The sequence below is a fragment of the Agrobacterium sp. 22117 genome (assembly GCF_052045735.1).
GTDB classification, from domain to species: Bacteria; Pseudomonadota; Alphaproteobacteria; order Rhizobiales; family Rhizobiaceae; genus Agrobacterium; species Agrobacterium cavarae.
This window is the reverse complement of sequence record NZ_JBQEPP010000002.1, coordinates 298,031-324,929: the sequence shown is the minus strand read 5'-3', so window position 1 is coordinate 324,929 and position 26,899 is coordinate 298,031. Positions and strand designations below refer to the sequence as shown.

The window sequence follows — 26,899 nt, the reverse complement described above, 5'->3', positions numbered from 1 at the left end:
TCTTTAAAATGCGCACAATCCGATAAAGTGGAGTATGAGCGTTATCTTTTCTATTTTCCTCTTTTCATTTGCCGAGGCGCTCAATATCCTGAGTAGCATACACCACTTAATGGAGACCCCAATGTTTATCGCAATGAACCGCTTCCGCGTCGTCCCGGGCTATGAAGAGGCCTTTGAGACCATCTGGCGCGAGCGCAAGCGCCATTTGGCCGAAATGCCCGGCTATCTGGAGTTTCATATGCTGAAAGGCCCGAAGGCCGAAGACCATACGCTTTACGCATCGCACACCGTCTGGGCCACCAAGGACGATTTCACCGCATGGACGCGCTCCGAGCAGTTCCGCGCTGCCCATGCCAATGCCGGCAACAATCGCGGCAAGGTCGAATATCTCTCAGGCCCGCATTTCGAAGGCTTCGATGTGATCATCCATGAAGACGCCAACGGCGAAACCCGTTCGGTCGCCGCATGACGATGACAGCCGCAACGCTGAACGCTTCGAACGAGGCAACCGAACGCCGCGCCCGCGCTCAAGCCGCGCTCGCCGAAAAGCCCGATGGTGTGGTGGAAGCCATTGCCGGCAAGGCTGAGGTGACACCTGCCGAAATTCTGGCGATCCTGCCGCCCGGTGCTGCTGTCCAGGCGCCTGCCGAAAGCTTCAACGCCATCTGGGAAGAGCTTCGCAGTTGGGGCGAAATCCTGATGATCGTCCAGACGCCGGATATCGTCTTCGAAGTGGCAGGCACGTTGCCGGAAGGCAGCGAGGGACATGGCTGGTTCAACATCCACGGCGATAGCCCGATTGGCGGCCATATCAAGAAAGAGGCCTGCGCCTCCATCGCCTTCGTCGACCGTACCTTTCATGGACGCCGGTCGCTCTCGGTCTGGTTCATGAATGCGGCGGGCAGCGCCATGTTCAAGATCTTCGTGCGTCGCGATGCGGAGAAGGAATTGCTGCCCCACCAGGTCGCCCGCTTCCAGACCCTTCGCGATAGTTTTCGCGCCTGACGGTCATGAATCAGGGGCTGCCGAATGATCCCATCTCGGCAGCCCGACGCCACTCCTGCTTTGAACAGCCGATGTCGCTCCCGGCATGTTCCGCGCCCTGCGCGTGCCTTATGAATTCCATACATTGATCTGAAGCGCAAAAGCGGCGCGATGGAGGACTTGCGCCCACGCACGCTTGCGCTATTAGGCACCATAAAGATCGCGAGGGGTAAGACCAGATGACGACCTATGTATTGACCGTAGCTTGCAAATCCACACGCGGCATCGTCGCCGCCATCTCGGGTTATCTCGCGGACAAGGGTTGCAACATCGTCGATAGCTCGCAATTCGACGACCTCGAAACTGGCAAGTTCTTCATGCGCGTCTCCTTCATTTCGGAAGAGGGCGTGTCGCTTTCAGACATCAAGGAAGGCTTCAAGCCGGTTGCCGAGCGCTTCAAGATGGAAGCCGAAATTTTCAGCGATGGCGAACGCACCAAGACGCTGCTGATGGTCTCGCGTTTCGGTCATTGTCTCAACGATCTGCTCTATCGCTGGAAGATCGGCGCGCTGCCGATCGATATCGTCGGCGTCGTTTCCAACCACTTCGATTACCAGAAGGTTGTCGTCAACCACGACATTCCCTTCCACCACATCAAGGTGACGAAGGAAAACAAGCCGAAGGCCGAAGCGCAACTGAACGACCTGATCGAAAGCACCGGCACCGAACTCGTGGTCCTGGCACGCTACATGCAGGTGCTGTCAGACGACATGTGCCGCAAGATGTCCGGCAAGATCATCAACATCCACCACTCCTTCCTGCCAAGCTTCAAGGGCGCCAACCCCTACAAGCAGGCCTATGAGCGTGGCGTGAAGCTGATTGGCGCCACCGCCCACTACGTCACAGCCGATCTCGACGAAGGTCCGATCATCGAGCAGGACACGGTACGCATCACCCACGCCCAGTCGGCAGACGATTACGTCTCGCTTGGCCGCGATGTGGAAAGCCAGGTTCTGGCGCGTGCTATCCATGCGCATATCCACCACCGCACCTTCATCAACGGCAACCGCACCGTGGTCTTCCCGCCAAGCCCGGGTTCCTATGCGTCGGAGCGGATGGGGTAACGTTTCCGCCCACCATCATTCTTTGACAAATAGACAACCATAGTTTACACTTCAGATGTTCACCATTCGCGAAACAATGGAGTTCTCGAACTGGCTGACCAAGCTTAAAGACGTTCAGGCGCGAGCGCGGATTGTCCGGCGGGTCGATAGGCTCCAGCGGGGCAATCCCGGCGATGTCAAGCCGGTTGGCGAGGGCGTCAGTGAGCTGAGGATCGATTACGGTCCCGGCTACCGGGTCTATTTCATTCAGGAGGGTAAGCTCATTATCGTGCTGCTCTGCGGTGGAGATAAGAGCTCGCAGAGCCGGGACATTTCACAAGCCAAGGCACTTGCCAAGGCGTTGAAGGAGTAGGCCATGGCCGTGGAAACTCGTGAGTTCGACGCAGCACGTTATCTCGATAACGAAGAGGCAATCGCCGCTTATCTCGCTGACGCCACCGAGAGCGGCGACGCGGCAGAGATTGCACATGCCTTGGGCGTCGTAGCTCGCGCCAAGGGCATGACCGATCTGTCCAAGCAGACCGGCCTGTCCCGGCAGACACTCTACAAGGCGTTGAGCGGAGAAGGGAATCCAGAACTCGGCACCATCAGCAAGGTGGCCGATGCTCTGGGCTACAGGCTCTCTTTGGTCGCTAAAACGCAGACCGATGCCGCGGCTTAGAGCGCCGTGCGTCCTATTGGACGCACAAAGGACGCTCTATCTTCTTTGATCTACGCATCGTGCTTTCCGAAAATCGATTCCGATTTTCGGGCCGATGCTGTAGGCAGCGTCTTCCCGGGGAAGCCAAAAATAATTTTGGACCATAAGCAACTGACGGCGCTCCGTGCCGTTTCTTTTGCGCAGTCCAACCAAGAGGCTTCCCCATGAAAAAGTTGATTATCGCCGGCGCCGCGCTTTTCCTTGCGGCCGGAACCGCCTTTGCCCAGCAGCCACCACCGCCGCCTCCGCCGGCAGCGCCGGCTGACGGAATGGCAAAGCCCGACGCTCCGCCGCCGCCACCGCCACCAGGCCCTCGCGGTCCTATGGAGCGTGGCCCCGGCCCAGATGGTCCAGGTCCGGACGGCCCGCGCGGTCATATGCCTCCGCCGCCGCCACCTTCCAAGGGTGCGCATTTCCGCATCGAGAGCGGCGAAACCAAGATCGACGTTAAATGCGCCGACGATGAACCGATGAAAGCTTGCGCCGATATCATGATGCAGCTCATCGACAAGATGAACGATTAAGCCATTGGATGTGGCAGGGTGGCGATGCGCTGCCCTGCCGCTTCACCCTTGTCGATCAGAACCGGATCGACGCTTTCAGCCCCTGTCCACCCGCGCCATCTTCGAGAACCAGCTCCGCCTTGAAGAGCGTTGCGATCTCCTCGACGATCGCCAGGCCCAGCCCAGCGCCGGGCGCCACATTCCCCTCGCCGCGCGCAAAGCGCTGGCGCACGATAGCGCGCTTCTCCGGTGGGATGCCGATGCCGTTGTCCTCTACTTCCAGACAGGCCCTGCCATCGATCTTGCGCACCCGCACGGTGATCTCACTGCCGCGTCCCGCATAAGCAATCGCATTGCTGATGAGGTTGCCGAGAAGTTCGCGAAGCAGCAGCGGTTCAGCCTCGACGGTCGCGGGCTCCACCTCCTCAAAACCGAGATCGATATCGGCGTCTGCCGCACTCGGCACGAAATCCGCCGTTACCGATTGGGCAAGTGAAACGAGATCGACAGCGATGAGGCTCTGCTTCTCGCCGGAGCCCGCGGCATCGATATTGGCCATGCGCAGAAGCTGCGCCAGAATATGCTCGGCATGCGCAACGGAAGCATCGCCCTTCTTCGCTGCTGCCTTGGCCTCTTCCAGCGTCTGGGCACGCGCGGCCAGCGCCAGCTGCGTGCGGATGATGGCAAGCGGCGTGCGCAACTGGTGGCTGGCGTTGCCGGTGAAATGGCGAAGAGCATCGAGCGCCGATTGCAGCCGTACCATGAAGGAGTTGACCGTCTCCACCAGGTTCTCGACCTCGACCGGTACGGATTGACGGATCGGATGCAGATCGTCCGGGCTGCGCTCGTCGATCGCCTCGCTCAAGCGATAGAGAGGCCGAAGCGATATAGTCACTGCCACCCAGACAATCGCTGCGGCACCGAGGATCATCAGCAGCAATCGCAGCGCCGAGCGCAGGATGATGGCGCGGGCAAGGCGGCTGCGGGCAATGGTGGTTTCCGCCACCGTGACCGTGAAGGGCACGGAGTTGATCCCGGTGGAGGCAAAGCGGCGAAGGCCCGCGATCCGGATCGGCTCGCCACGGAACACGCCGTCCATATAGCGCGGGCTATCCCCTTGCAGGCCATTCACCGAAGGAAGGTTCTGGTAGCCGGTGAGAAACTGGCCGTTCGGCCCATCCACCCGGTAAAACACGCGATCCTGCGCAGCTGACGTCAGCATTTCCAGCGCGACATAGGGAATATCGACTTCCAGCGTGCCGTTCTCCGCCACCACGACGCGCTCGGCAATGGCAAGCGCCGAACCGGAGAGCACACGGTCCGAGACGATATTGGCGGTGTTGATCGCTTCGCGATAGGTGTCGGCAAGCGCCACGCAGCCGATGATCGCGGTAGACACCAAGAGCCAGCCGAGAAGCCTGCGCCGAAGCGAATAGGCGACCTTTCTCATTCGGCGGCCTCGGCCAGCCTTTCGAGATAGTAGCCAATGCCACGCGCCGTCTTCACCGTCAGCCCGTGGGGTGCAAGACGCTTGCGCAACCGGCTGACATATTGCTCGATGGCATTGCCGGAAAGCTCGTCGTCAAAGCCCGTCAGCGACTGGACGATCGCCTCCTTCGCCACCACCTTGCCCGCCCGCATGAAGAGGACCTCCAGCAGCGCCACTTCGCGCGCCGGAAGATCGAGCGGATGACCACCGGCGGAAAAGGTGCGCGAGGTGAGATCGAAGGAGACGTTGCCGAAGCTGACGAGTGAGGAACGCAGGCCGGCATTGCGCCGCAGAAGCACCCGCACCCGCGCCTCGAACTCGGCAATGTCGAAGGGCTTGATCATGTAGTCGTCGGCGCCGAGATCGAGCCCCCTCACCTTCTCCTCGGGCGTGCCGCGCGCCGTCAGGATCAACACGGCGGCCTTGTCCTGGCGCGCGCGCATGGAGCGCAGCACATCGATGCCATCCTTCTCCGGAAGATTGAGATCGAGAATGACAAGGTCGAAGTTTTCAGCGGCAATTGCCGCATCGGCCGAATTGCCATCGGACACCACGTCCACGGCATAGCCACTGCCACGCAACAGCGCCGACAGTCCCTCCGACAGAACCTGATTGTCCTCCACCAGCAGAATGCGCAAACCTAAAATCCCTCTCTCATACGGACGTTAGCGAAGTCGCTCGCGCTTGTGAATGCCCATCTCGAAGCGACCGCTCATGAACCCCGCTTGTGAAGAACAACGCCCTGCGGCATGATTGCGCCCATGCGTATTGCCCTTGCCCTTTGTCTTGTCCTTCTCGGCACTGCCGCCTCGCAAGCGCAGCCGATGCTCTTTCCCGCGCTTTCGGGGAAGAAGGATGCGCAAACGCTGGTGGTCTATTCCTCGCTCGATGAGCCGCTCGCCACACCGATGATCGAAGGCTTTCAGCGCGCCAACCCGGATGTGGCCGTCTCCTATGAGGACATGCTGACCGGCGAGATCTACGACCGCATCGTGGCAGAGACCGATAGCGGCAAGAAGACCGCCGATTTTGCCTTTTCCTCCGCCATGGACCTTCAGGTCAAGCTCAGCAATGACGGCTACGCCCAGCGCTCGGACCTGCCCGGCAGCGCGCTCTGGCCCGCCTGGGCCAACTGGCGCAACACCGCTTACGCGCTGACCTTCGAGCCCGCCGTTTTCGTCTATCACAAGCCGAGCTTCGTCAACGAGAAGCCACCGACAAGCCGCGCCGAGTTCGTCGACTATCTTCAGCGCCATGCCAAGGATATCCACGGCCGCATCGCCACCTATGATATCGAGCGCTCCGGCGTCGGCTTTCTCTTCATGTCGCGCGACCAGGAGCAGTTCGGCGATATCTGGAATGTCATCAAGGCCATGGGTGCCGCGGGCGTAAAGGTCTACTCCACCAGCTCAGCCATTCTCGAGCGCATCTCCGATGGCCGCTTCGTGCTGGGTTACAACATCCTCGGTTCATACGCCGCCGACTGGGCTGCCCGCCACCCGGATGTCGGCATCATGCTGCCAAGCGATTATACCGTCGTCATGTCACGCATCGGCCTCGTGCCACAAGCCGCAGCCAATCCAGAACTCGGCCGCCGCTATCTGCAGTTCTTCATGTCGAAGGAAGGCCAGACGATCATGGCACGGCAACTGCAGATCCCGGCCGTCAGCCCGGAAGTGGCCGGCGAAAACACTGCCAACACCATGCAGGCGATCCACGGTGCGCAATTGCGCCCTGTTCCCGTCAGCCCCGGCCTGATGGTCTATCTCGACCAGGTCAAGCGCGCCCGCATCATCGAGCGCTGGAACGAGGCGCTGCGGTCGCAGTAATACCCCGCTACTCACTCCTGTCCTTGTGACAGGAATGAGGGATGCCCGGCGTGATGCGACTGAAACAAAACACCCTCTCGTAAAAATTAACAGCCCGTAAACACCGCAACCTTCACCCCGCGTCAGTTAAATGACAGCTTTGTATGGTGCTCTGCAATTCTTCTTCATGCCGTGGAGGCGGCCGGGGAAGCGGGAGGCAAGTCTCATCGCATCATACCGTTCAACAGGCAGCGTCTTCGCGCCAGGTCGGTAAATTTGCGTGCTCCTTCCGTTGTCAATGATCGCAACAATGCCGAAACGGCATTCAAGGAGGATTCACTTTGAAGCATTTTTTCCTCGCCTCGCTTCTGGCTGGCGCCATCGCTCTTCCCGCAGCAGCCGCTGATTACACCATCATCGCGCCTGCCAATCCGGGCGGCGGCTGGGACCAGACGGCCCGCTCGCTGCAGACGGTTCTGCAGGAAGAGGGCATTTCCAAGAGCGTGCAGGTTCAAAACGTTCCAGGCGCTGGCGGCACCATCGGTCTTGCCCAGTTCGCAAGCCAGCAGAAGGGCAACGCCAACGCGCTGATCGTCGGCGGTTACGTCATGGTGGGTGCCATCCTTACCAACAAGGCGCCCGTTACGCTGAACGACGTCACCCCGATTGCCCGCCTGACCGGCGAATTTGAAGCGATCGTCGTTCCTGCCTCCTCGCCGATCCAGAACATCAACGATCTGGTCGCACAGCTGAAGAAGGATCCGGGCAGCGTGTCCTGGGGCGGCGGTTCGGCTGGCGGCACCGACCACATCACGGCGGGCCTGATTGCCAAGGCTGCGGGCGTCGATCCGACCAAGATCAACTACATCGCCTATTCCGGCGGCGGCGAAGCACTTGCCTCCATCCTCGGCGCCCAGGTCACCGCCGGCATTTCCGGCTATGGCGAATTCGAAAGCCAGGTGAAGGCCGGAACGCTTCGCCTACTCGCCGTCACCAGCGCAGAGAAGCTTGCAGGCGTCGACGCACCGACGCTGAAGGAAAGCGGCCTTGATGTGGTCGTGCAGAACTGGCGCATGGTTGCCGCTCCTCCCGGCCTGACGGCGGATCAGGAAAAGGCTGTGAACGCCGATATCGAGAAGCTGGTCAAATCCGCCAAGTGGCAGGAAACGCTGAAGACCAAGGGTTGGACGGACACCTACCTCGCCGGTGAAGCCTTCAAGGCGGAGCTTGCCAAGGATACGGCCGCGACCGAAACCATTCTCAAAGACATCGGACTTGTAAAATGAGCCAGGGTATCAACCCCTCACAATCACAAAAACGCCGCCCTGATTGGGCGGCGCTCCTCATCGCCGTGGCGCTGGTCGCCATTGCCGCTGTCATCTTCTGGGATTCAGGCCGTCTGGCCAGCGTCACCGGCTACTCGCCTGTCGGTCCGGCAACGGTACCTTACGCCATCGGCTTCTGTCTTGTGGGTCTGGCAATCTGGACGGCGATCGAAGCCTGGCGTGGGGATTTCCCAGAGCGCGACCACCAGGAAGTCGGACCCGTGGTCTGGGTCGTTGCAGGCCTTGCCGCACAGATGTTGCTTTTGAAGGTTGCGGGCTTTTCCATTGCCACCGGCCTGCTGTTTGCCTTCACCGCGCGCGCTTTTGGCAAGAAGAAGCTCCACTATTCGATCCCGCTCGGTATCGCGATCAGCTTCGTCGTGTGGTTCATCTTCGCCCGCCTGCTGCAGCTGTCTCTACCCGCTGGCCCGATCGAGCAGCTCTTCATCTGACCGCAAATTATAAAACAACAAAGATCAGAGGTTTGACCGCAGTGGGACGCGAATTCCGCGGCAGCCTCGCCCGACAGGGGAACATCTGTCCATGAGCACATTCGAATTCCTTTTGCACGGTCTTGAGGTTGCAGCCCAACCCATGAACCTGCTCTACGCGCTGATCGGCGTGACACTCGGCACGGCCGTCGGCGTTCTGCCCGGCATCGGCCCGGCTCTTACCGTGGCACTCCTTCTGCCCGTCACTTACAGGCTCGATCCCGCGGGCTCGCTCATCATGTTTGCCGGTATTTATTACGGCGGCATGTATGGCGGCTCGACCACCTCGATCCTTCTGAACACGCCAGGCGAAAGCGCCTCGATCGTCACCGCACTCGAAGGCAACAAGATGGCCCGCAAGGGTCGTGGCGGCCCGGCACTTGCCACCGCCGCCATCGGCTCCTTCGTCGCCGGACTGATCGCCACCATCGCACTTGCCTTCGTCGCGCCCTACATCGTCAAGCTGGCACTGGTCTTTGGCCCGCGCGAATATTTCGCGCTGATGGTTCTCGCCTTCGTCACCGTCTCGTCGGCATTCGGCGATTCGGCTCTGCGCGGCCTCACCTCGCTCTTCATCGGCTTTACGCTTGCCATCATCGGCATCGACCAGCTGACCGGGCAGACGCGTATGAGCTTCGGCGTTCCGGACCTTCTCGATGGTGTCGAAGTCACGACGCTTGCCGTTGCCATGTTCGCCATTGGCGAGACGCTCTTCATCGTTGCACAGGGCCAGACTGGCCAGGACAAGATCGAAGCCGTCAAGGGCTCCATCTGGATGAGCGCGCAGGACTGGGCACGCTCCTGGAAGCCATGGCTGCGCGGCACGTTGATCGGCTTCCCCATCGGTGCAATGCCTGCCGGCGGTGCCGAAATCGGTACCTTCCTCTCCTATGCGACGGAGAAGAAGCTGAGCAAATATCCGGAAGAATTCGGCGAAGGCGCCATCGAAGGCGTTGCCGGTCCCGAAGCGGCCAACAACGCATCGGCTGCCGGCACGCTCGTTCCGCTCCTGACACTCGGCCTGCCCACCACGGCAACCGCCGCCATCATGCTCGCGGGCTTCCAGCAATATGGCCTGCAGCCCGGTCCACTGCTGTTTGCCACCAATCCGCAGCTCGTCTGGGGCCTGATCGCCAGCCTCTTCATCGCCAACCTCATGCTGCTGGTTCTCAACCTGCCGCTGATTGGCTTGTGGGTGAAGCTGCTGACCATCCCGAAGCCATGGCTCTATGCCGGCATTCTGCTGTTTGCGACGCTCGGCACCATCGGCGCCAATCCATCGGTCTTCGAACTCGGCATGCTGCTCGCCTTCGGTATCCTCGGCTACATCATGCGCATCTTCGGCTATCCGATCGCGCCCGCCGTCGTTGGCCTCATCCTCGGACCGCTTGCCGAACAACAGCTGCGCCGTGCACTTGCCATCGGCCAGGGTGACCCGAGCGTCCTCTTCACCTCGCCCATCGCCGTCGGCCTCTTCCTCGTGGCCGCCGCAGCCTTCATCGTTCCGCTGATCATGCGTATTCGCGGACGCGGCCAGGTTCTGACGCAGCTTGCGGCCAACGAAGACTGATCGTAACCAGAACACCTCCCAAGACGAAGAGCCCCGTATCTTGCACGATGCGGGGCTCTTTCCTTTGGAACAGACGCGAAGAGCCTGAGTTACACACTCATACTTCACCTAGATTCAACGGGAGCCACCATGCGTAAACTCGGCCTTCTCCTCGTTCTGGCGCTTGCCTCCTGCTCCACAGCCGGGTCCACCGTCGAACCCATTCCCGGCAGCATTACCTATGGCGGACAGCCGCGTGAGAGATTGGTGAAGTCGCCCGCAGGCTCCACCTTCAGCCATAGCTTCCGCACCGGCGACGGACGCCTTGCGCTGGAAACCTATCGGATCGAACCGGACCGTTCGCTAACCCTTCTCCGCCGCGAAATCATCAGCGACTATCCGGAAAACTGACCGCGCTAAAGCATGTCGCGCAAAGGTGTGCAGCGGTTTTGCGATAACGACATGCGACAAAACAAGGACTTAAAGCGTATGGAGCGAATCTGAAAGATCGCGACACGCTTTAAGCGCCGCGCAAATTTTCCATCGTCCCTTCGACGGCAGCGGAACATCATAAGCCGCTGCCCGTTCCTCTCCTGAACAGCACAAGCGGCGCATGGCCGCGACCGTCCAGGAGAAGAAGATGAAGACCCACAAGACCAGAAACGACCTGCCCTCCAACACCAAATCCACGGTGATCGGGCTTTTGAACGAAGCGCTGGCTTCGATGATCGATCTGGCACTCCTTACCAAGCAGGCACACTGGAACCTCAAGGGTCCGCAGTTCATTGCCGTGCACGAGCTTCTCGACAGCTTCCGCAAGCTGATCGACAACCACACCGACATTATCGCAGAGCGCGCCGTCCAGCTCGGCGGCACCGCACTTGGCAGCCTTCAGGCGGTCTCGTCCACCACCAAGCTCAAGGCCTATCCGACAGATATCTATAAGATCCATGATCATCTGGATGAGCTGATCGAGCGCTATGGCGATGTCGCCAATCTCGTTCGCAAGTCGATCGATGAGGCGGATGAGGCAGGCGACGCCAGCACGGCGGATATCTTCACCGCCGCCTCGCGCGATCTCGACAAGTCACTGTGGTTCCTCGAAGCGCACGTTCAGGAAAAAGCCTGACACGACAAAGCGCCCGGCCAAGACCGGGCGCTTTCACCAAGATATTGCCAACTAATGCCGCCGCAAGACTGCGCGGCCGATGTCCCGAAGCATGTCGTGATCAAGAATGCCGCGCTGGGCGCTTCTGATCAGCACGGCGGCACATTCATTCGCCACCTGACTGCTGCGATCCTCCAAGCATTCGAAACAAACACCGTCAAAGATAGTCTGCAGATCCGTGACCTGCTGGGGCGACAACTGTCCGCCGACTCGTTGAAATGCCGCGTACGACAAGGCTCATCCTCCCGCAACATGCTGACAAACGATGTTAATTTCCATGAACACTTAATTTTTACACCTGATCGAATCGGATGTCGAATCAGATTTTAACGAATTATCAATCATTCATTTATTGGAACCACAGCTTCATGCGCCCGTTATATCACCATGATTTAATAGAGGAGACACCACCATGGACTGGAACCGCGTCGAAGGTAACTGGAAGCAGGTCAAGGGCAAGATCAAGGAGCAATGGGGCAAGCTCACTGACGATGATCTGGACCAGATCGCAGGCAAGCGCGACCAGCTGGAGGGTAAGATCCAGGAGCGCTACGGCGTTGAAAAGGATCGCGTCAAGAGCGACGTCGACAGCTGGTACGGTCGCCAGGGCTGGTAACCGCACACTAGCAAATCTATCTGAAAACGGGCTGCGTAACACGCGGCCCGTTTTCACGTTTGGATTGCGTTACTGGCGGGTGACGCCCTCGCCGAGTATCTTTTCAGGACTGACATCCACCATCCAGCCGATCCCCCTGAGAGGCACGCCGTCCCGGTCGTAGATTAACCGACCGCCCACCCGCACGAGACGAAACAGACCAGGCTCATATTCAACCGGATATTCTTCCTGGTAGAAATTGCCGTAGAGAAGACTGTCATGGATGGCCTTCGCCACCCGCTCTCTATTGGCAAGGTCGATCTTCATCAAAAAGGCCTCGATCGGAAGCCCCTCTGCCCCTTCCGCCTCCGGCACGCCACACATTGCTGCGCAGACGCGATCGAGCGACAATCGGTTCTCGATGATGTCCCAAGTATGATACCCAACTTCACTCGGGTCCCTGCCCAACAGGCAATCCATGTCCCACTCCAAATCCTGATCGCACCCCGTCAATCATTCAGGAGGCGCAGACCGCTTGCGCACATCCGTGGCGCTATTGCCGGTACGGGGAACTTAAGGAGAGCCTAACATTTATATCCGCGCCGGGTGAAGTGTCGATTTCATAAAAACAACACTATCAACGAAATTTGTGCGCAGAAAGAGGCTGGACGCGCCAAATATTCCCAAGATTTGTATGCACTTACAAGTATTAGGGCCTATTTGATCTTGGAATATACAGGGCACGGCGCGAGGCCGGGCGTACTGACAACGCCTATTCCCTGCTGTGATGAGAACGAACAGCTTGAGCTCCTCTGCGCGCGCAAACCGCAACGCAACTTCAAAGGGATTTTTTGGCCTATCGATCGGTAACTGTTGCATAAAATCTACAGATTTTTCAACCAAAATGCGTTTTAGTACTCCCTCATATAAGGGAGTAAAGACCATGAAAAAGACGATCGCCACACTGGCATTCCTTCTCGCAGCCTCGACTGCAATGGCAGCGGACGCCGTTTACGAAACCCCGGCTGCACCCGTCGCCGAGGTTGCCCCTGCCTTCAGCTGGACTGGCTTCAACATCGGTATCCAGGGCGGCTATAACTGGGCCAACCAGGACGTTTCGCTGCTGGGCGCAACCGGTTCTGCTGACGTCGACGGCGGCCTTCTCGGCGGCTTCGTCGGCTACAACCACGAACTCGGCAACAATTGGGTCGTCGGCCTTGAAGCAGACTTCGAAAAGAACTGGGCGGATGACACGGCAGACCTCGGCGGCATCGCCACGGTTGACTACGGTCTCGACTGGCAGGGCTCCGTCCGCGGCCGCGTCGGCTACGCCTTCGACCGCGCACTGGTCTATGGTACCGCCGGCTGGGCCTATGCCCGTGGCTTCGCTGAAGTCCCAGGCGCCAGCGAAAAGGAAACCTTCAACGGCTACACCGTTGGCGTGGGCGTAGACTACGCCTTCACCGACATGATGTTCGGCCGCATCGAATACCGCTACACCGACTTCGGCGACAAGGACTTCGACCTCGGCGGCGGCGCAACGCTTAACTCCGACGTCGACCAACACGCGATCCGCGTCGGTCTTGGCGTGAAGTTCTAAGGTTAGAAGATCATATATACCTAAGAAAGCCCGGCCGTTTCGCCGGGCTTTTTTTGTCTGGTGTGACCTTACCCCACTGTCAAACCTACCGGGCATTCTCTTGATTCTATTTCTGCAGGCAGCAGCATCGATTGTTCTGCTGAACCAAGATAGCGCGGTTGGGATAGTGACCTGCCTCAATGCTGCAACAAGCACATTGAAAGCTGACGGCTTGTGCTGCGGGTAGCGAGACTAGCATTGGCGGGCCGGTTGCGGCTATCATCTGTCTGACAGTACGAGACCATCGGTATCGTTACGCCGAGCGACGGAGGCTCGCATTGGACAGCAATCGAAGAAACCTGATCGTTGGCCTTGGTGTGCTCTCGGCTGGCACAATAGCTCCATCGCTTACCATTGGCTCAGGTAGCGCGTTAGCGGTGGCACCTACCGAGGCTGAAGAGGTCGCCGGCCTGCCAATTCCACCGTTCGGCGCTAGCAATGGGCGTCTTTGGATTGATACACGCCAGACGTCGTTTATGATGACGGACAACACTGGCGGCAGGACTACGGTGGGTGCCATCGAGGATTTATTTGGCAACGGCCGTGGATTCGCAAATGGCGATAAAAGCAGCCAGCCAAGGCTCGGTCCGAACGGAGGGATTCTTTTTGATGCTGACGGCCAGACCCTGACAAGCTTCCTAAAAGACATTGCAAATGGGCTGTCCTTCATTTCGATTTACGCCGCGTTCCGCCTAGACGGTGCGTCTTACGGGGCTAACACCAAGCGTCGCGTAGTTTTGGCGGTCACCCAGGCGTCGACCAAGGCAACGCCTCGCGGGAACGGATCATCGCGGGACCGCCTTGCAGCGCAGCTTTCGGGCGGCAGAACTGGGCGTCAGCCATTCTCCAGCGTTGCGATAACCGATGGCACAGTCGCTAGGACCTCGATTATTTCTCCTAGAATACCTTCACTGGCCAGCGACACAAAAGTGCATGCCGGATGGGAAATTGATTTGTCGCGAGAGACCGCCTCGCAAGCGATCTACGAGAATGGCAGACTTATTGCGAATACAAGCTGGCTCCCCACCGAGTCAGACAAGAAGCTAAACACGGCTGACGCGACCACGGTCTCACTCGGGCAACGCGCTAGTCCAACCGGAGCTAACAGCGGCACCTTCTTCGGAGAACTCTTCGCAGCGGTGGTACTGGCAGAAATTCCTGACGCCATCCGTCGAGCAAAGATCAATGCCTATCTCGACACGGTGATCGCTTGACTTGGTACGTTCGCCCCGTTGCGGTCCTGCCCGGGGAAAGCATGGCTGAGACCACGAACATGCGGTTCTTTCTCCGCCGCTGCTTTGACAGACTGCAATGGAAGCGGAGCGTTCTTTCGCCGGGCCCCATCATGGCGCGGGGCAGTGAACGGTGGATCGTCCTAACTGACGCTCTGTACGATCTCCTCGACGCCGCTCCCTCCGTGTTCGAACCTGGTGACACTCGGACACAGACAGCTCCAACCTCACCGGCCCTCGTGGCAACCTCTGACGCGGTCTCGAACGCAAACGACGGCCTTCTCAACGTCATCTGGGATATTCGTGGCACCAGCCTCGTCAATGGTGTTGCCGGTTCATCCACCTTCACCGAACTACAGGACCCGCTGAACCGATACTGGGCTCAACTTCTGGCGCAGGGTGGCAACCCGTACATTCTTCAGGAAGATGCTGACCCGTTCGCGCCTGACTTCATTCGGATGGCCGCGTGGTGGCAGAAAAAGTCATGTCTCATCCGCAACTGGGGACGGGACAGCCAGCGCATGTGGTCAAAGCCGGGCGTCTCCTATCAGAATGGGGAAGCGTGGCTCGATCATTATCAGGCTGCTGGCGGCTCGATCTACTTCCCCGGTCAGGAGCACAACGTGTTCCTCGACTTTGGCACCAATGACGTCACGCACGCAATGCAGGCTGGATACACGCTCTACGGCGACCCCTCCAAAGGCCGTCCCAACCTGATCGAAGATTGCCTGATACCCACCATAGCGGCCGAGCGGTCTCTCGATCCGAACGTCAACATCTACGTTGGTACGCCTATAGCTCGCGGGTTTGCTTCTATGCAGGCGCAGAACAACCAGACCTTTATCGACTACGGGGACTGGCTGTTGCCGAGACTGTCAGCTCTCGGGATCAAGAAGCTTGTCGACCGGAGAAACTACCCTGAGTTTGATCCCCGCCAGTTCGCCACCAACACCTATAATACGACGATCTTCCAGCCTGACCGAGTGCATTTGATGGCCGCAGGCTATGCGAAACTCGCGAGCTACGATCGAGTTGAGTTAGGTATAGTTTAGCACGAGCTAGTATTCAGAACAAAGAAGCCATATCTACCAAACTGCATTTAAGGAGGCTTCGAATGCTTGCTCTTCAAGGTGACGCGGTAAGAATATTTGACGACTGCTACAGGCTGGTGGATGAGGTCACGGCTCTCATCCAAAACGATGCCGATAATTCTGATGAGAGATATAATGCCATCGAGATTATGAGACACGCGAGATCTAACCTTGACACCATGCATAAAGAGGGCGCCTATGAAATGTGGCGACCTATCGAGCAGGTTCACGTCGCTGTTGACCGCCTAAAATCTCAGCCTGAGTTGTCCCGCTTTCTGTCACTGCGTCGAAACGGGATACCTGTTTCCCAAATGTTGGATGACATCTCCGCAGGGCTAGACGTAATTCGCGATTTTTTTAATGAGCAAACCCGGAGATCCAACGGCGAAGGCTTGCGCTCTCTCTCGGCCGGACAATTCGATTGGGAAGCAGAGGTAGAAACGAAATCAGGCGGATAGGAAACGCTATCGATGCCGCTGGTCGCATATTGCGAACGAGGGCAGCACGCGAAATTTCAGATCTCCCAGCAGCTCCGGAATTTTTCGATAAAATCGACCGGATTCAATCTCTGCACATTAATCTGCGTTTCGCCGGTCAGGATACGCGTTTAAATAGTACAGAAAGATTGGATGCTGCCCTCGAAGATGTCTGCAGACATTTCCCCCTTATTTTAAGTGACGAAGTAGACACTGAATTAAATGCGCTTGTGAAGGGCGCTCGCGAAATTGTTCGGTACCTCCGATTAATGCTTCGTCGAAACGCTGGGCTAGAGGATTACCCGGGAGCTCCTCATGCTGAGCAGGTGTTAGCGCCATTTCAATTTGTCGTTACCGACGAGCGCCTCGCTCTGCAACCGCAGGCATCGCATCCGAAACTTGAATCGAAAGCGATTGCTGAGGCTGCATCAACAGCACTGGGTGAGCTTGCGGAAGATATTGCATTGGACTTGCAAAACTCTAATCATCCGCGACTCCTTAGATCGTTTACGAGATTGGTGGAGGCGATTAAGCGTGAGGCCAGTGTTATCGAAATCGGCTTGCATTGCTCATCGTTTGAAGGGCAAATCAACGCTGCGAGCGAGGAGCTGTCGAGTAGTTTACAAAATTTGCTTTCTTCATACGCCGAGAGCGTCAAAGGTTACGCATCGCAGTTCGTAGATTGGCAGCGGTTCTCCGAGAACGCTGCTGAGGATAGATACTCGAAAGAGGACGCTGAGCTGTTTGCGAAAGTAGCTAGAGTGTTGGCAGCTGACCTCGAAAACCGACAGTCAGTGGACGAAAGTGTTCCAACTGCGCTCTGGCAAGCTGCGGATTGGAACGACAGAGCCGATACCCCGCGCACCCGGCTAGGCGTAAGTCGAACAGTGCTGAACGTGATAGCAGCTTGCTTCAACGAACTGGTGAAAAAGCCCGCCCAAGCAGTCCTTACCGTCGGTGGCACGGTAGTCACAGTTATCGTTCTGTATCATGTTCTGACTTTCGGTGTCGCCCTATCCAAGACGCCGGAGGGTGCATGGCTACAGCCGGCGATGAAAGTGATCGAGAGAAAGCTTGGCGAACTCTCAAGTATGCCCATGTGAGCTACGCTTAGGCAGAACAGAATGCGGGTTGAGAAGCCCGCATTCTTTGAGACTGCTACAAATCGAACATGTAGCCGAAAGCATTCGCCATATCGTCGTCAGTGGCGAAAGGAAGTGGCCAATGCAATGGCATAGTTCGAGGCGGCCAGATCTTCATCATGGCGCTTATCGTCGGAGGTCTCGGCTCGACCCCTTCAACTGTAGTGCTAACAGCATGAACAAATAAGTGGCCGGCCCCAAAACTGGTAGACTGAAGATTGGGCTCCATTCTCACCGAAAATGTAGTTGCTGCATGCACCGCCGTATGTTTGAACCGAACCTGCCAAGCCCTTCCGTCGTAAAAACCGATCCAGATGTGCCAATTAGGGGGTGGCTGCTTGTGTTCCATTAAGTACCTGTAGTCGCTACGAGGAATCGCGGCGGTAGACGGGTCATCACGTTCGAAGACCATTGCTCTCATTGCAATCCACGTTGCCAGGCCTTCCAAAGCTGGCGGGTCGAGGATAATCGGCAGCCCAATAATCATACGGCCAATGAACCTACAGTCCTCTTCCATCTGGCTCATCCAGCCATTGTTGCACGACTGACAGACAACTCTGAGCTTCTTGTTGAATAAGTGGCCTTGCATCCGTTTCTTAGTCCGGTAGACAAAAGGCACCCCTACAGTCATGTGGTTGGCCTTCGTTCGAGTGGTAGAACCTGTGCCTTCCGGACCTGCGAACAGCTTCAGTAGCCTTGCCATCCACTGAGGCCACAGATGCTCTTTTGAGAGCCCTGACCCGCCGCAAAAACACAACTGCCTGGAGACTTCGCCATGTGACCTCGCTTTTTCACATGGAACTTCTAATCGCTCGATTCGTCCAGTTCTGAGATGTTTCGGCTGCGCGCTCCGACCAATCAATCACAGAAGGTTCGAATTTGTCAGAGGTTATGGAATGTCGGCGAATTCCGATATCTCGTGTCAAAATTCCGAAAAAGCGCTACGGGGTACACGCGCGACAGGATACAATCGACAATCCGTTCGGCACGAGTTTGTCACCTATGTCTTAGGTACAAACTGTTACCTATGTCTTCGGTTCGGACAATGGAAATAATGGTAGCGGGAGAGGGACTTGAACCCCCGACACGCGGATTATGATTCCGCTGCTCTAACCACCTGAGCTACCCCGCCACGAGGGAAACAAAGCTGCGATGTGCGGCCCGTCTCATCAGGATGAGCGGCTTATAAGGTGCCGCTCCCTAAAGTGTCAAGCGCAAGATGCGCAAAAAGTCAGTCTTTCGACAGACTTGGCCGGAGTGCCGATTTCAGGCTGCGACCTGGTTGGCGAGCAGCGCTTTGAGCGATGCCTCCGCCTCCGCCGAGCGTTCCGAGCGCTCGATGAAACCGCCGCCATAGACGCGCGCGTCCGCGCCCGGCGCGGAGTAGAGGACACAGGCCTGGCCGGGTGCGATCCCGGCCTCACCGACGGCGAGATCGACATAGATGCCTTTCTCGTCGCTATGGAGAACGGCTTCCGCCGGCGGGCGGGTGGAGCGCACCTTGGCGAAACAGGCAAAGCCGCCTGCCGCGTCGTCTTCAAGTGCTGCGTCACCGAGCCAGTTCATGTCGCGCAGATAGACGCGGTGTGTCTCCAGCGCCTCGCGTGGGCCGACGATGACGCGGCGTCCGCGGGCGTCGAGATGGACGACATAGAGCGGCTCGCCGGTCGCGACGCCAATGCCGCGGCGCTGGCCGATCGTGTAATGCACGATGCCGTCGTGGCGGCCGAGCACGCGGCCATCCAGATGGACGATATCACCCACAAGGGCAGCATTCGGCTTCAGCTTGTTGATGATGTCGGTATACTTGCCCTGCGGCACGAAACAGATGTCCTGGCTGTCAGCCTTCTTGGCCACCACCAGGCCCATCTCTTCCGCCAGCGCACGCGTCTCCGCCTTGGACAGGCCGCCTAGGGGAAAGCGCAGATAATCGATCTGCTCCTGTGTCGTTGCAAACAGGAACCAGCTCTGGTCGCGGTCGCTATCGATCGGGCGATAGAGCGCGCGGCGGTTGGGATTGCCCGCAACCGGGTTACGGCGCGAACGGATATAGTGGCCGGTTGCGAGCGCGTCGGCACCCAGTTCCTGCGCAGTAGCCAGCAGATCGGCGAACTTGACCGTCTGATTGCAGGCGACGCACGGCACAGGCGTTTCGCCCATGGCATAGGCTTCGGCGAAGGGGTTGATCACCGTTTCGCGAAAACGCGCCTCGTAATCCAGCACATAATGGGGAATGCCGAGCGTTTCGCACACGCGGCGTGCATCGTCGATATCCTGGCCAGCACAACAGGAGCCGGCGCGATGAACGGCGGCGCCATGGTCGTAAAGCTGCAGTGTGATGCCGAGGACGTCATAGCCCTCACGCTTGAGAATGCCAGCCACCACGGAGGAATCGACGCCACCGGACATGGCAACGACAATCCGGGTATCTTCCGGCTTCTTGTCAAAGTCGAGCGTATTCAAGGTTTTTCCAATCGTCAGTCATAACGGGGGTAAAGGCCCCGCCGCCTGTCGTCAAATCCACAAGGCTCAGTCTCAAGAGAGGCATGGAAGCTTGGATTTTCAAGCGCTGCATATAGAAAGAAAAGCCCTTAAACGCAAGTACGGGGCGGCACGTGCCACCCCGTAGAGGATTTGTCGCTGTGTTGCCGGATCAGGCGCCAGCCGTCTTCTGGCTGTTGCCGATCCACTTGTCGCGTTCGCGCCAGAGCGCGGGGATGGCCAGCAACGCAATGCCGACGACGGCAATCGCGGTCTTCTGGATCTGCGTCAGCTCTGCCGTGCGGCCATCCAGATAGTAGATGCCGTAGACGATGGCGACGTGCCACACATAGACCTGCAGCGAGTGGCGGCCAAGAAGCTGCAGAAACTTCAGGGACAGCACCCAGATGACGCCAGCGGCGATCTTCTGCACGATCGGGTTGTGATGCTTCGGACCGGCAATGATGAGCCAGGTGAGGCCAACACCGACGGCAAGGAAGTTGATCAGGTAAACCGGACCGAAGTCGGCGCGGATTTCCATGGTCGAGAATTTGCCGAGCACGAATTCCGGCATCAGGTTCCAGGCGGTGGCGATACGCAGCGGCACGAAGAACACGCAGACGATCAGCGAGGCCTTGGCAATCCAGCTACGCTCCGGCGAGAAGATCTTCATCCACGGAATACGGTTCTGCGCCGTCATCGCGCCGAGTACCAATGCCGTGTAGAACACCAGCTGCCAGCCAAACAGGTTGAAGCTGACACGAATGCCCTGCTCGTCGACGCCCTTGACGATCTCGTTCATCGGCGCGGTGAAGAGCTGCTGCAGGCCAAGCTGTCCCGCCATCCACACCAGCAAGGAACCGGCCATCACATAGGCCCACTTGCCGTCGATGCAGAGCTTCACCAGGAAGGGCGCAAAGATCATGTAGACGATATATTGCGGCAGGATGTCCATGAAGGTCGGCTGGAACAGGAAGCTGGCAATGGCCGCCAGACGCAACGGATCGTCAAACGACGTCATGCCGAGCCAGTTGTACCAGATATAAGGGGCGTGCGGGATGACCATGCGCGCAAAGAGGACGGCGATCACCAGTCCCATTGCATATTTGTACAGTTCGAGCGCGCGGTTCCAGATCATATCGCGCCCGGCCTCGTAGCCGTATTTCACCATCTTGCGGGCATACACCATGCCGATCAGAAGGCCGGACAGGAACACAAAGCCCTGTGCGTCCTCAACGAAGGCAAACTGGCGATGGTTGATTTCCACCAGCCAGAAACCGCCTGCGAAGACCAGATGGTTGATCAGCATAAAGACGAGGAAATAGCCGCGCATCCCGTCGATCAGGTCGAAGCGTTTCATCGTTAAAGCTCTCCATTTCGCGGACCGCGCTGTGGCTGGTCGCCGTGTTCCTCTGCTCGGGTGTTGTCCGAAGGTCGGCCCGAAGTTCGGATTGTCAACGCGAATAAAAGGCGGGAGTTCCGCCTATGCGCGCATTTGCTAAAACGCGAGCGGTTCACATTGACGTGTGCCTGTCTGGTTAAAAGCCCGCGACTGAATGCGGGATGAACGAAAAAAGGCAATACGTGGACAAGGTTGCGGCACCGTCCCTCCCCCATTTTGCGCCGGTTGCCTGAACCGCCTGCTCACCAGTGCAAAGCGACAAAAAAGAAAAAGGCGCCGGGGTCTGACCCCGACGCCATAAATCATTGGAAGAAATCGATGCGCTTTACGCGGCGGCCTGGATTGCGGCCACCTGCCAGTCGGATCCGCCCTTGCGAACGAAGGTCCACATCTCGACCGATTCTTCCGGCTCGTGCTCATTGCCTTCGATGACCTTGCCGGTGGCGCGGTCGCGCATGATGTCGATCGCCGAATAGCGCATCGCAACGGTCGCGTAATCCTGGCCCTCTTCGTGCCAGGCTTCGGCAACGTCACCCTGCAACAGCGTTACATCGCGCACATCGTTCTTCACGCCGCTCGTCGCATGGTCGCTGAGCTCTTCGGCAAGATAAGACATCGCCTCCGGCGTCGTCAGCTTGCGTAGCGTGCCGTAATCTTCCGCAGCATAAGCGGACTGAACCTGCTGCAGCATGTGCTGGAAGGTTTCGAGGTCACCATGCGTCACGCCGATTTCGTCGCCTTCGGACATGGCGTTTTCATGCGGTACGGGTTTGGCAACCACGGGTTCGGCAGCCGCCGTTGCGGCAGCAGCGCCACCAAAAGCACCAGCACGCGAGCCCATCTGCGGGATCTTGAAACCACCCTGGCCGTGGGGCTGATTGGCGGAATAGTCGCTGCGCGCATTGTTCGAGCCGGCTGCACCGCCATAAGCGGGCTCAGCGGCCTTGCGGCGCGAGGCGAAGAAACGCATGGCGAGCATGATGAGGCCGCCGATCAGCAGTCCCTGCAGCAGCATTCCGAAGAAGCCAGCCATACCGCCGAAGCCGCCGCCCATGAGCATGCCGAACAGGCCGCCCATCAACAGGCCACCCATGAGACCGCCCATCATGCCACCAAACATGCCGCGGTTCTGCTGCGGTGCCTGCGCGCCTGGACGTGCCGGCTGCGCTGCATTTGGCTGCGTCGCCTGGTTGGTGTTCGGCGTCATGCTGCGGTTCATCGGCGCGGCCTGGCCCGGTGCGGTATTGGTTGCGGGCGGTGCCGAAAAGGTCCGCGTGCCGCGGCTGCCGAAACCGCCGCTGGCGCGGCGCGCTTCTGCCATATCGACAGCCACGAACGAAACCGCAATCCCCAGAGCGGCAACTGCGAACAAACCTTTAAAGCGCCGAATGGCAGCAAACATCGTCATCTCCTGTTGGGTCGCCCTCCCATTGAGCGACAAAGAACAAAAGGCATATAGCAACTATCGGTCTTTGTTTTGAGGGTGAGAACCATAAATATTTCGTGATACGCAACCCTCGGTAGATTCACGCGTCATCGCGCAATAAAAAACCCGGTGCGGATAGGATCCGCACCGGGCTAAAACGGTCAAGAAGGCCGTCGCCGATCAGTCGATGTTGAAGGTCAGCGGCTTGACCTGACGGATGGCCGGGTTGGCGCGCAGCTTGTCCAGCACCTCCTCCGAGACGGGGCCGTCGACATAGAGCAGCGCAATCGCATCGCCACCATTGGCTTCGCGGCCAAGCTGGAAGTTTGCAATGTTGACGCCTGCCTCACCGAGCGTGGTGCCCATGAAGCCGATCATGCCGGGCACGTCGGTGTTGGTGATGTAGATCATGTGCTGACCGACATCGGCATCCATGTTGATGTTCTTGATCTGGATGAAGCGGGCCTTGCCATCCGAAAACACCGTGCCAGCAACAGAGCGAACCTGGTTTTCGGTCTTGACGGTGAGCTTGATGAAGCCGTCATAGACACCGGTCTTGTCGCGCTTGACCTCGGACAGGATGATGCCCTTTTCCTTAATCATGATTGGCGCGGAAACCATGTTGACGTCTGCCACCTGCGGACGGATGAGACCGGCCAGAAGCGCGCTTGTCAGCGCCTTGGTGTTCATGTTGGCGGTTGCACCATCATACAGGATTTCGATTTCCTTGGTGGCGCTTTCCTGCACCTGACCCACGAAAGAGCCGAGGACGTCGGCAAGCTTGATGAAGGGCTTCAAACGCGGCGCTTCGTCAGCGGTGATCGAAGGCATGTTGATGGCGTTGGAAACCGCACCCTTGACGAGGTAATCCGACATCTGCTCGGCAACCTGGAGCGCGACATTTTCCTGTGCTTCCGTGGTGGATGCGCCAAGATGCGGCGTGCAGACCACGTTCGGCAGGCCGAAAAGCGGGCTTTCGGTTGCAGGCTCGACTTCGAAAACGTCGAAACCAGCGCCAGCCACATGGCCGGACTTGATGGCGTCGGCAAGCGCTGCCTCATCCACCAGACCACCACGGGCGCAGTTGATGATGCGAACACCCTTCTTGGTCTTGGCCAGGTTCTGCGCGCCCAGAATGCCGCGCGTCTTGTCGGTCATCGGCACGTGCAGCGTGATGAAGTCGGCCTGGGCCAGAAGCTCATCGAGCTCGACCTTGGTCACACCCATTTCCTGTGCCCGTTCCGGCGACAGGAAGGGGTCGTAGGCCAGCACGTTCATCTTCAGACCAAGCGCACGCGAGCAGACGATGGAGCCGATATTGCCCGCACCGATGACGCCGAGCGTCTTGCCGGTAATTTCGACACCCATGAATTTCGACTTTTCCCACTTGCCGGCCTGGGTGGAGGTATCCGCTGCCGGAAGCTGGCGGGCAACGGCAAACATCAGCGCGATGGCATGTTCTGCCGTGGTGATGGAGTTGCCGAAGGGCGTGTTCATGACGATGATGCCGCGGCGCGATGCAGCCGGGATATCGACGTTGTCGACGCCGATGCCGGCGCGGCCGATGACCTTGAGGTTCTTGGCCGATTCGATCAGCTTTTCCGTCGCCTTGGTGGCAGAGCGGATGGCAAGACCATCATAATTGCCGATGATTTCGGCGAGCTTGTCCTTGTCCTTGCCAAGCTTCGGCTGGAAATCGACCTCGACGCCACGGTCGCGGAAGATTTGAACGGCGGTTTCCGACAGTTCGTCAGATACGAGTACGCGAGGTGCCATGGTGTGGGCTCCTTGAAAAGCGGTTTATGCGTGAAAGCGAAAAGTGTGTGCGGCCCTGCAATGCGCAGGGCCGGAATGGATCAGGCCGCAGCCTTGGCAAGCGTTGCCTTCTGCGTTTCGAAAGCCCACTTCAACCAGGGCATCACGGCCTTCATGTCGGCCGTTTCGATAGTCGCGCCAGCCCAGATACGAAGGCCGGACGGCGCGTCGCGATAGGCGCCGATGTCGAGCGCGACGTTTTCCTTTTCGAGAAGGGCAACCATGCCCTTGGCGAAATCGGCCTGGGCGCCAGCATCAAGGGCTGCAACATCCTTGCAGACGATCTTGAGGCAGACGGAGGTGTTGGAGCGCGTCTCATCGGCAACCGCCAGATTGGCGATCCAGTTGTTCTCGGCGACGAAGTCGAAGATGACCTTGGCATTGGCATCGGCACGGGCGATCAGCGCCTTGAGGCCACCCAGGTTCTTCGCCCAGAGAAGCGCATCGATATAGTCTTCAACGCAGAGCATCGAGGGCGTGTTGATCGTCTCACCTGTGAAGATGCCTTCGATCAGCTTGCCGCCGGACGTCATGCGGAAAATCTTCGGCAGTGGCCAGGCGGGAACATAGGTCGTCAGACGCTCGACGGCGCGTGGCGAAAGAATGATGACGCCATGGCCACCTTCACCGCCCAGAACCTTCTGCCAGGAGAAGGTCGTAACATCGAGCTTGGCGAAATCGAGATCCTGCGCGAATGCGGCAGAGGTTGCGTCACAAATGGTAAGGCCCTTGCGATCGGCGGGAATGAAATCGGCGTTGGGAACGCGAACACCGGAGGTGGTGCCGTTCCAGGTAAAGACCACGTCGCGGTCGAAATCGACCTCTGCGAGGTTCGGAAGCAGGCCGTAATCGGCCTCGAACTTGCGAACATCCTTGAGCTTCAGCTGCTTGACGACATCGGTCACCCAGCCGGCACCGAAGCTTTCCCAGGCAACCATGTCCACGCCGCGTTCGCCAAGCAGCGACCACAAGGCCATTTCAACGGCGCCGGTGTCGGATGCGGGAACGATACCGATACGATAATCGGCGGGAACATTCAGAATTTCGCGGGTAAGATCGATGGCCTGCTTCAGCTTGGCTTTGCCAACCTTGGCACGATGCGAACGACCAAGCGGTGCATCGGTGAGAGCATCAAGCGACCAACCGGGGCGCTTCGAGCAGGGACCTGAAGAAAAATGCGTATTGCCCGGACGCACGTCCGGCTTCACTATATCTGTCATTTGACTATCCTTCCAGATAGGCGCTCCACGTTAGGGTGGAGTGTCCTGACACCGTTGCTATTCCTCTCGCCCGTTCCCGTCAAGCGGAATATGTCGCAAGCTTCGATAATTTTGTCCGATCTGCGTCAGATGCCGGCAACCGCCCAAACAAAAACCACCCGTATCGATGAGATACGAGCGGTCGAAGTCTATAGTCGGTCTGTGACGTTTACTTGTAAACGGCAGGCTGAACCGGAATATCGGCCGGTGGCATGTACTGTGCGGTATCGCAGCCATTGAAGACATAGCGGCCGCCGAGACGGATTTCATGCGACGTCAGACCCTTGTCGCGACCAGGACCGGCAGCGCCATTGAGACCGAACATTTCGCCCTGGCCGATCTGGCGGAAGCGATAGCCGATATCGGCCTTGAAGTCGCAGGTGACATCAACCGAGGCACCGGCCATCAAAGCGTAAGCGAAGCGCCAACTGCCCTTGCCATCGAATTCGCAGCAACCCGAATCGGTCTTGAACGTATCCCACTTCACATGCGCACCACCGATACCTGCACCGAGATAGGGGGTGACGCGGCCATAGGTGCCGAGATCGACATAGGCGTTCGCCATCAGGCCAAAGGCCTGAAGCGAGGTGTGCGACTCGAGGCTTGGAGCGGAGCCCCGGAATTTCGACTTCGACAGATAATCGAGGGTCAGGTCGGTGCGCAGATAATTGTTGATCTGGTAGCCCACGCCTGCGCCGAAGAGGACACTGTCCTTCTGGGACGTGCTGGTAAAGCTCACATCTTCCATCGCAGATGCCGACACTGCCCGGTTGAAGCTGCCGCCACGGAACTTGTTGAAGGAATAGCCGACATCGCCACGCAGATACCAGCCGCTTGCTTCCTTCACCTGAATTTCCGGTGCGGGCTCAATATAGGCTGGTGGGGCTGACTGATAGACATCCGCAGCGAGTGCGTGCTGACCTGCCATCAGAGCGGCAACGACACCGATCAGGCTCTTCTTCATGTGGGTGGCTCCATAAGCGGCATACGCGAACGGCGCGTACACCAGTGAATTCTTCACTTATGAAACATGAAGGAAATTGGTTAAGTGACGATTAATATCACGGCCAGTACAGGTCGTTTTGCTAATAAATACAGTCAACACCCGGTTAAATGAAGCAACGTCTACACCTCAAAGTGCGCATTCACACGCAGGAATGCGCTCCAGCACATCCAAAAGCTGCACGTCAGCAAGTCTAC

At 58.3% G+C, this 26,899-nt stretch carries 29 protein-coding genes and 1 tRNA gene; 19 read left to right on the top strand and 11 right to left on the bottom strand.

Going from position 1 to position 26,899, the window contains the following annotated elements; translation table 11 throughout:
• Positions 1 to 121: 121 nt before the first annotated feature.
• From ACTJKV_RS05960 to ACTJKV_RS05935, 6 genes are all read left to right on the top strand, one after another.
• Positions 122 to 469, top strand: coding sequence for an antibiotic biosynthesis monooxygenase family protein (locus ACTJKV_RS05960; protein ID WP_062439883.1), 348 nt, complete (start codon positions 122 to 124; stop codon positions 467 to 469).
• The gene (gene hutX / locus ACTJKV_RS05955; RefSeq protein WP_440598529.1) at positions 466 to 1,005 is read left to right on the top strand and encodes a heme utilization cystosolic carrier protein HutX; all 540 of its coding nucleotides are present in this window, start codon (positions 466 to 468) and stop codon (positions 1,003 to 1,005) included. Before ACTJKV_RS05960 ends, hutX begins: the two co-directional genes overlap by 4 nt.
• A 218-nt stretch (positions 1,006 to 1,223) precedes the next feature.
• Positions 1,224 to 2,108: a formyltetrahydrofolate deformylase gene (gene purU / locus ACTJKV_RS05950; protein WP_112520849.1), complete on the top strand. Its 885-nt coding sequence runs from the start codon at positions 1,224 to 1,226 to the stop codon at positions 2,106 to 2,108.
• 55 nt (positions 2,109 to 2,163) lie between these two features.
• Positions 2,164 to 2,460, top strand: coding sequence for a type II toxin-antitoxin system RelE/ParE family toxin (locus ACTJKV_RS05945; RefSeq protein ID WP_062598826.1), 297 nt, complete (start codon positions 2,164 to 2,166; stop codon positions 2,458 to 2,460).
• 3 nt (positions 2,461 to 2,463) lie between these two features.
• Positions 2,464 to 2,769 carry an addiction module antidote protein gene (locus tag ACTJKV_RS05940; RefSeq protein ID WP_062439875.1) on the top strand — a complete coding sequence of 102 codons (306 nt, stop codon included), beginning with the start codon at positions 2,464 to 2,466 and terminating at the stop codon, positions 2,767 to 2,769.
• Positions 2,770 to 2,972: 203 nt separating this feature from the next.
• Positions 2,973 to 3,332 (top strand): hypothetical protein, encoded by a 360-nt coding sequence (locus tag ACTJKV_RS05935; protein WP_062425150.1) that lies wholly within the window; start codon positions 2,973 to 2,975, stop codon positions 3,330 to 3,332.
• 55 nt (positions 3,333 to 3,387) lie between these two features.
• On the opposite strand, the gene ACTJKV_RS05930 is transcribed toward ACTJKV_RS05935, so the two are convergent.
• Together ACTJKV_RS05930 and ACTJKV_RS05925 are read right to left on the bottom strand one after the other, a co-directional pair.
• Positions 3,388 to 4,761 (bottom strand): sensor histidine kinase, encoded by a 1,374-nt coding sequence (locus tag ACTJKV_RS05930; RefSeq protein ID WP_274103298.1) that lies wholly within the window; start codon positions 4,759 to 4,761, stop codon positions 3,388 to 3,390.
• The gene (locus tag ACTJKV_RS05925) at positions 4,758 to 5,438 is read right to left on the bottom strand and encodes a response regulator (RefSeq protein ID WP_062425152.1); all 681 of its coding nucleotides are present in this window, start codon (positions 5,436 to 5,438) and stop codon (positions 4,758 to 4,760) included. The genes ACTJKV_RS05930 and ACTJKV_RS05925 overlap by 4 nt, the downstream gene beginning before the upstream one ends.
• 123 nt (positions 5,439 to 5,561) lie before the next feature.
• Between ACTJKV_RS05925 and ACTJKV_RS05920 the strand changes: the two genes are divergently transcribed.
• From ACTJKV_RS05920 to ACTJKV_RS05885, 8 genes are all read left to right on the top strand, one after another.
• On the top strand, positions 5,562 to 6,629 hold the full coding sequence (locus tag ACTJKV_RS05920; RefSeq protein WP_245495323.1) for an ABC transporter substrate-binding protein: 1,068 nt from the start codon (positions 5,562 to 5,564) through the stop codon (positions 6,627 to 6,629).
• A gap of 320 nt (positions 6,630 to 6,949) precedes the next feature.
• Positions 6,950 to 7,894 (top strand): Bug family tripartite tricarboxylate transporter substrate binding protein, encoded by a 945-nt coding sequence (locus ACTJKV_RS05915; protein WP_062425154.1) that lies wholly within the window; start codon positions 6,950 to 6,952, stop codon positions 7,892 to 7,894.
• The gene (locus ACTJKV_RS05910) at positions 7,891 to 8,385 is read left to right on the top strand and encodes a tripartite tricarboxylate transporter TctB family protein (RefSeq protein ID WP_062439864.1); all 495 of its coding nucleotides are present in this window, start codon (positions 7,891 to 7,893) and stop codon (positions 8,383 to 8,385) included. The genes ACTJKV_RS05915 and ACTJKV_RS05910 overlap by 4 nt, the downstream gene beginning before the upstream one ends.
• Before the next feature lie 91 nt (positions 8,386 to 8,476).
• Positions 8,477 to 9,994, top strand: coding sequence for a tripartite tricarboxylate transporter permease (locus tag ACTJKV_RS05905; RefSeq protein ID WP_062425156.1), 1,518 nt, complete (start codon positions 8,477 to 8,479; stop codon positions 9,992 to 9,994).
• 129 nt (positions 9,995 to 10,123) lie between these two features.
• Positions 10,124 to 10,384, top strand: coding sequence for a hypothetical protein (locus ACTJKV_RS05900; RefSeq protein WP_062425157.1), 261 nt, complete (start codon positions 10,124 to 10,126; stop codon positions 10,382 to 10,384).
• A gap of 202 nt (positions 10,385 to 10,586) precedes the next feature.
• Positions 10,587 to 11,102, top strand: a complete 516-nt coding sequence (dps, locus tag ACTJKV_RS05895) for a DNA starvation/stationary phase protection protein Dps (protein ID WP_082546397.1) — start codon at positions 10,587 to 10,589, stop codon at positions 11,100 to 11,102.
• A 96-nt stretch (positions 11,103 to 11,198) separates the two neighbouring features.
• Positions 11,199 to 11,471, top strand: a complete 273-nt coding sequence (locus ACTJKV_RS05890; protein WP_186330222.1) for a hypothetical protein — start codon at positions 11,199 to 11,201, stop codon at positions 11,469 to 11,471.
• A gap of 82 nt (positions 11,472 to 11,553) precedes the next feature.
• The gene (locus tag ACTJKV_RS05885; RefSeq protein ID WP_062425195.1) at positions 11,554 to 11,757 is read left to right on the top strand and encodes a CsbD family protein; all 204 of its coding nucleotides are present in this window, start codon (positions 11,554 to 11,556) and stop codon (positions 11,755 to 11,757) included.
• 69 nt (positions 11,758 to 11,826) lie between these two features.
• Here ACTJKV_RS05885 and ACTJKV_RS05880 read toward each other — a convergent pair whose 3' ends face one another.
• Positions 11,827 to 12,216, bottom strand: a complete 390-nt coding sequence (locus ACTJKV_RS05880; protein ID WP_274103290.1) for a PAS domain S-box protein — start codon at positions 12,214 to 12,216, stop codon at positions 11,827 to 11,829.
• A gap of 463 nt (positions 12,217 to 12,679) precedes the next feature.
• Between ACTJKV_RS05880 and ACTJKV_RS05875 the strand changes: the two genes are divergently transcribed.
• From ACTJKV_RS05875 to ACTJKV_RS05855, 5 genes are all read left to right on the top strand, one after another.
• Entirely contained in the window at positions 12,680 to 13,336 is a 657-nt protein-coding gene (locus tag ACTJKV_RS05875) for an outer membrane protein (RefSeq protein WP_440598528.1), read from the top strand.
• Between the two features lie 317 nt (positions 13,337 to 13,653).
• Entirely contained in the window at positions 13,654 to 14,589 is a 936-nt protein-coding gene (locus ACTJKV_RS05870; protein WP_274103288.1) for a hypothetical protein, read from the top strand.
• Positions 14,590 to 14,846: 257 nt separating this feature from the next.
• Positions 14,847 to 15,659 carry a hypothetical protein gene (locus tag ACTJKV_RS05865; RefSeq protein WP_274103287.1) on the top strand — a complete coding sequence of 271 codons (813 nt, stop codon included), beginning with the start codon at positions 14,847 to 14,849 and terminating at the stop codon, positions 15,657 to 15,659.
• Positions 15,660 to 15,721: 62 nt separating this feature from the next.
• Positions 15,722 to 16,156 (top strand): hypothetical protein, encoded by a 435-nt coding sequence (locus ACTJKV_RS05860; RefSeq protein WP_440598527.1) that lies wholly within the window; start codon positions 15,722 to 15,724, stop codon positions 16,154 to 16,156.
• Complete coding sequence (locus ACTJKV_RS05855) at positions 16,120 to 17,277, top strand: hypothetical protein (protein ID WP_440598526.1); 1,158 nt, start codon at positions 16,120 to 16,122, stop codon at positions 17,275 to 17,277. Before ACTJKV_RS05860 ends, ACTJKV_RS05855 begins: the two co-directional genes overlap by 37 nt.
• Before the next feature lie 55 nt (positions 17,278 to 17,332).
• Here the strand turns inward: ACTJKV_RS05855 and ACTJKV_RS05850 are convergent, their stop codons facing one another.
• From ACTJKV_RS05850 to ACTJKV_RS05815, 8 genes are all read right to left on the bottom strand, one after another.
• Positions 17,333 to 18,019 (bottom strand): hypothetical protein, encoded by a 687-nt coding sequence (locus ACTJKV_RS05850; protein ID WP_274103285.1) that lies wholly within the window; start codon positions 18,017 to 18,019, stop codon positions 17,333 to 17,335.
• A gap of 352 nt (positions 18,020 to 18,371) precedes the next feature.
• Positions 18,372 to 18,448: transfer RNA gene (locus ACTJKV_RS05845), tRNA-Met, on the bottom strand.
• 134 nt (positions 18,449 to 18,582) lie between these two features.
• Entirely contained in the window at positions 18,583 to 19,779 is a 1,197-nt protein-coding gene (mnmA, locus tag ACTJKV_RS05840) for a tRNA 2-thiouridine(34) synthase MnmA (protein ID WP_113181031.1), read from the bottom strand.
• 190 nt (positions 19,780 to 19,969) lie between these two features.
• Positions 19,970 to 21,157, bottom strand: a complete 1,188-nt coding sequence (locus ACTJKV_RS05835) for an OpgC family protein (protein ID WP_274103183.1) — start codon at positions 21,155 to 21,157, stop codon at positions 19,970 to 19,972.
• Positions 21,158 to 21,524: 367 nt separating this feature from the next.
• The gene (locus ACTJKV_RS05830; protein ID WP_274103182.1) at positions 21,525 to 22,601 is read right to left on the bottom strand and encodes a Tim44 domain-containing protein; all 1,077 of its coding nucleotides are present in this window, start codon (positions 22,599 to 22,601) and stop codon (positions 21,525 to 21,527) included.
• Between the two features lie 204 nt (positions 22,602 to 22,805).
• Positions 22,806 to 24,401 (bottom strand): phosphoglycerate dehydrogenase, encoded by a 1,596-nt coding sequence (gene serA / locus ACTJKV_RS05825; protein WP_062598839.1) that lies wholly within the window; start codon positions 24,399 to 24,401, stop codon positions 22,806 to 22,808.
• Between the two features lie 80 nt (positions 24,402 to 24,481).
• Positions 24,482 to 25,660, bottom strand: coding sequence for a phosphoserine transaminase (locus ACTJKV_RS05820; RefSeq protein WP_274103181.1), 1,179 nt, complete (start codon positions 25,658 to 25,660; stop codon positions 24,482 to 24,484).
• A gap of 208 nt (positions 25,661 to 25,868) precedes the next feature.
• Positions 25,869 to 26,663 (bottom strand): outer membrane protein, encoded by a 795-nt coding sequence (locus tag ACTJKV_RS05815; protein WP_062598840.1) that lies wholly within the window; start codon positions 26,661 to 26,663, stop codon positions 25,869 to 25,871.
• Positions 26,664 to 26,899: the final 236 nt, after the last annotated feature.

What these genes read in the sequence shown, in the direction of transcription:
- ACTJKV_RS05885 (WP_062425195.1), top strand. Translation starts at nt 11,554, where the DNA reads ATGGACTGGAACCGCGTCGAAGGTAACTGGAAGCAGGTCAAGGGCAAG.
- ACTJKV_RS05930 (WP_274103298.1), bottom strand. Translation starts at nt 4,761, where the DNA reads ATGAGAAAGGTCGCCTATTCGCTTCGGCGCAGGCTTCTCGGCTGGCTC.
- ACTJKV_RS05910 (WP_062439864.1), top strand. Translation starts at nt 7,891, where the DNA reads ATGAGCCAGGGTATCAACCCCTCACAATCACAAAAACGCCGCCCTGAT.
- ACTJKV_RS05920 (WP_245495323.1), top strand. Translation starts at nt 5,562, where the DNA reads ATGCGTATTGCCCTTGCCCTTTGTCTTGTCCTTCTCGGCACTGCCGCC.
- ACTJKV_RS05940 (WP_062439875.1), top strand. Translation starts at nt 2,464, where the DNA reads ATGGCCGTGGAAACTCGTGAGTTCGACGCAGCACGTTATCTCGATAAC.
- dps (WP_082546397.1), top strand. Translation starts at nt 10,587, where the DNA reads ATGGCCGCGACCGTCCAGGAGAAGAAGATGAAGACCCACAAGACCAGA.
- ACTJKV_RS05880 (WP_274103290.1), bottom strand. Translation starts at nt 12,216, where the DNA reads ATGGATTGCCTGTTGGGCAGGGACCCGAGTGAAGTTGGGTATCATACT.
- hutX (WP_440598529.1), top strand. Translation starts at nt 466, where the DNA reads ATGACGATGACAGCCGCAACGCTGAACGCTTCGAACGAGGCAACCGAA.
- purU (WP_112520849.1), top strand. Translation starts at nt 1,224, where the DNA reads ATGACGACCTATGTATTGACCGTAGCTTGCAAATCCACACGCGGCATC.
- ACTJKV_RS05945 (WP_062598826.1), top strand. Translation starts at nt 2,164, where the DNA reads ATGTTCACCATTCGCGAAACAATGGAGTTCTCGAACTGGCTGACCAAG.
- ACTJKV_RS05835 (WP_274103183.1), bottom strand. Translation starts at nt 21,157, where the DNA reads ATGAAACGCTTCGACCTGATCGACGGGATGCGCGGCTATTTCCTCGTC.
- ACTJKV_RS05960 (WP_062439883.1), top strand. Translation starts at nt 122, where the DNA reads ATGTTTATCGCAATGAACCGCTTCCGCGTCGTCCCGGGCTATGAAGAG.
- ACTJKV_RS05820 (WP_274103181.1), bottom strand. Translation starts at nt 25,660, where the DNA reads ATGACAGATATAGTGAAGCCGGACGTGCGTCCGGGCAATACGCATTTT.
- ACTJKV_RS05860 (WP_440598527.1), top strand. Translation starts at nt 15,722, where the DNA reads ATGCTTGCTCTTCAAGGTGACGCGGTAAGAATATTTGACGACTGCTAC.
- ACTJKV_RS05935 (WP_062425150.1), top strand. Translation starts at nt 2,973, where the DNA reads ATGAAAAAGTTGATTATCGCCGGCGCCGCGCTTTTCCTTGCGGCCGGA.
- ACTJKV_RS05900 (WP_062425157.1), top strand. Translation starts at nt 10,124, where the DNA reads ATGCGTAAACTCGGCCTTCTCCTCGTTCTGGCGCTTGCCTCCTGCTCC.
- ACTJKV_RS05905 (WP_062425156.1), top strand. Translation starts at nt 8,477, where the DNA reads ATGAGCACATTCGAATTCCTTTTGCACGGTCTTGAGGTTGCAGCCCAA.
- ACTJKV_RS05830 (WP_274103182.1), bottom strand. Translation starts at nt 22,601, where the DNA reads ATGTTTGCTGCCATTCGGCGCTTTAAAGGTTTGTTCGCAGTTGCCGCT.
- ACTJKV_RS05815 (WP_062598840.1), bottom strand. Translation starts at nt 26,663, where the DNA reads ATGAAGAAGAGCCTGATCGGTGTCGTTGCCGCTCTGATGGCAGGTCAG.
- ACTJKV_RS05850 (WP_274103285.1), bottom strand. Translation starts at nt 18,019, where the DNA reads ATGGCAAGGCTACTGAAGCTGTTCGCAGGTCCGGAAGGCACAGGTTCT.
- serA (WP_062598839.1), bottom strand. Translation starts at nt 24,401, where the DNA reads ATGGCACCTCGCGTACTCGTATCTGACGAACTGTCGGAAACCGCCGTT.
- ACTJKV_RS05875 (WP_440598528.1), top strand. Translation starts at nt 12,680, where the DNA reads ATGAAAAAGACGATCGCCACACTGGCATTCCTTCTCGCAGCCTCGACT.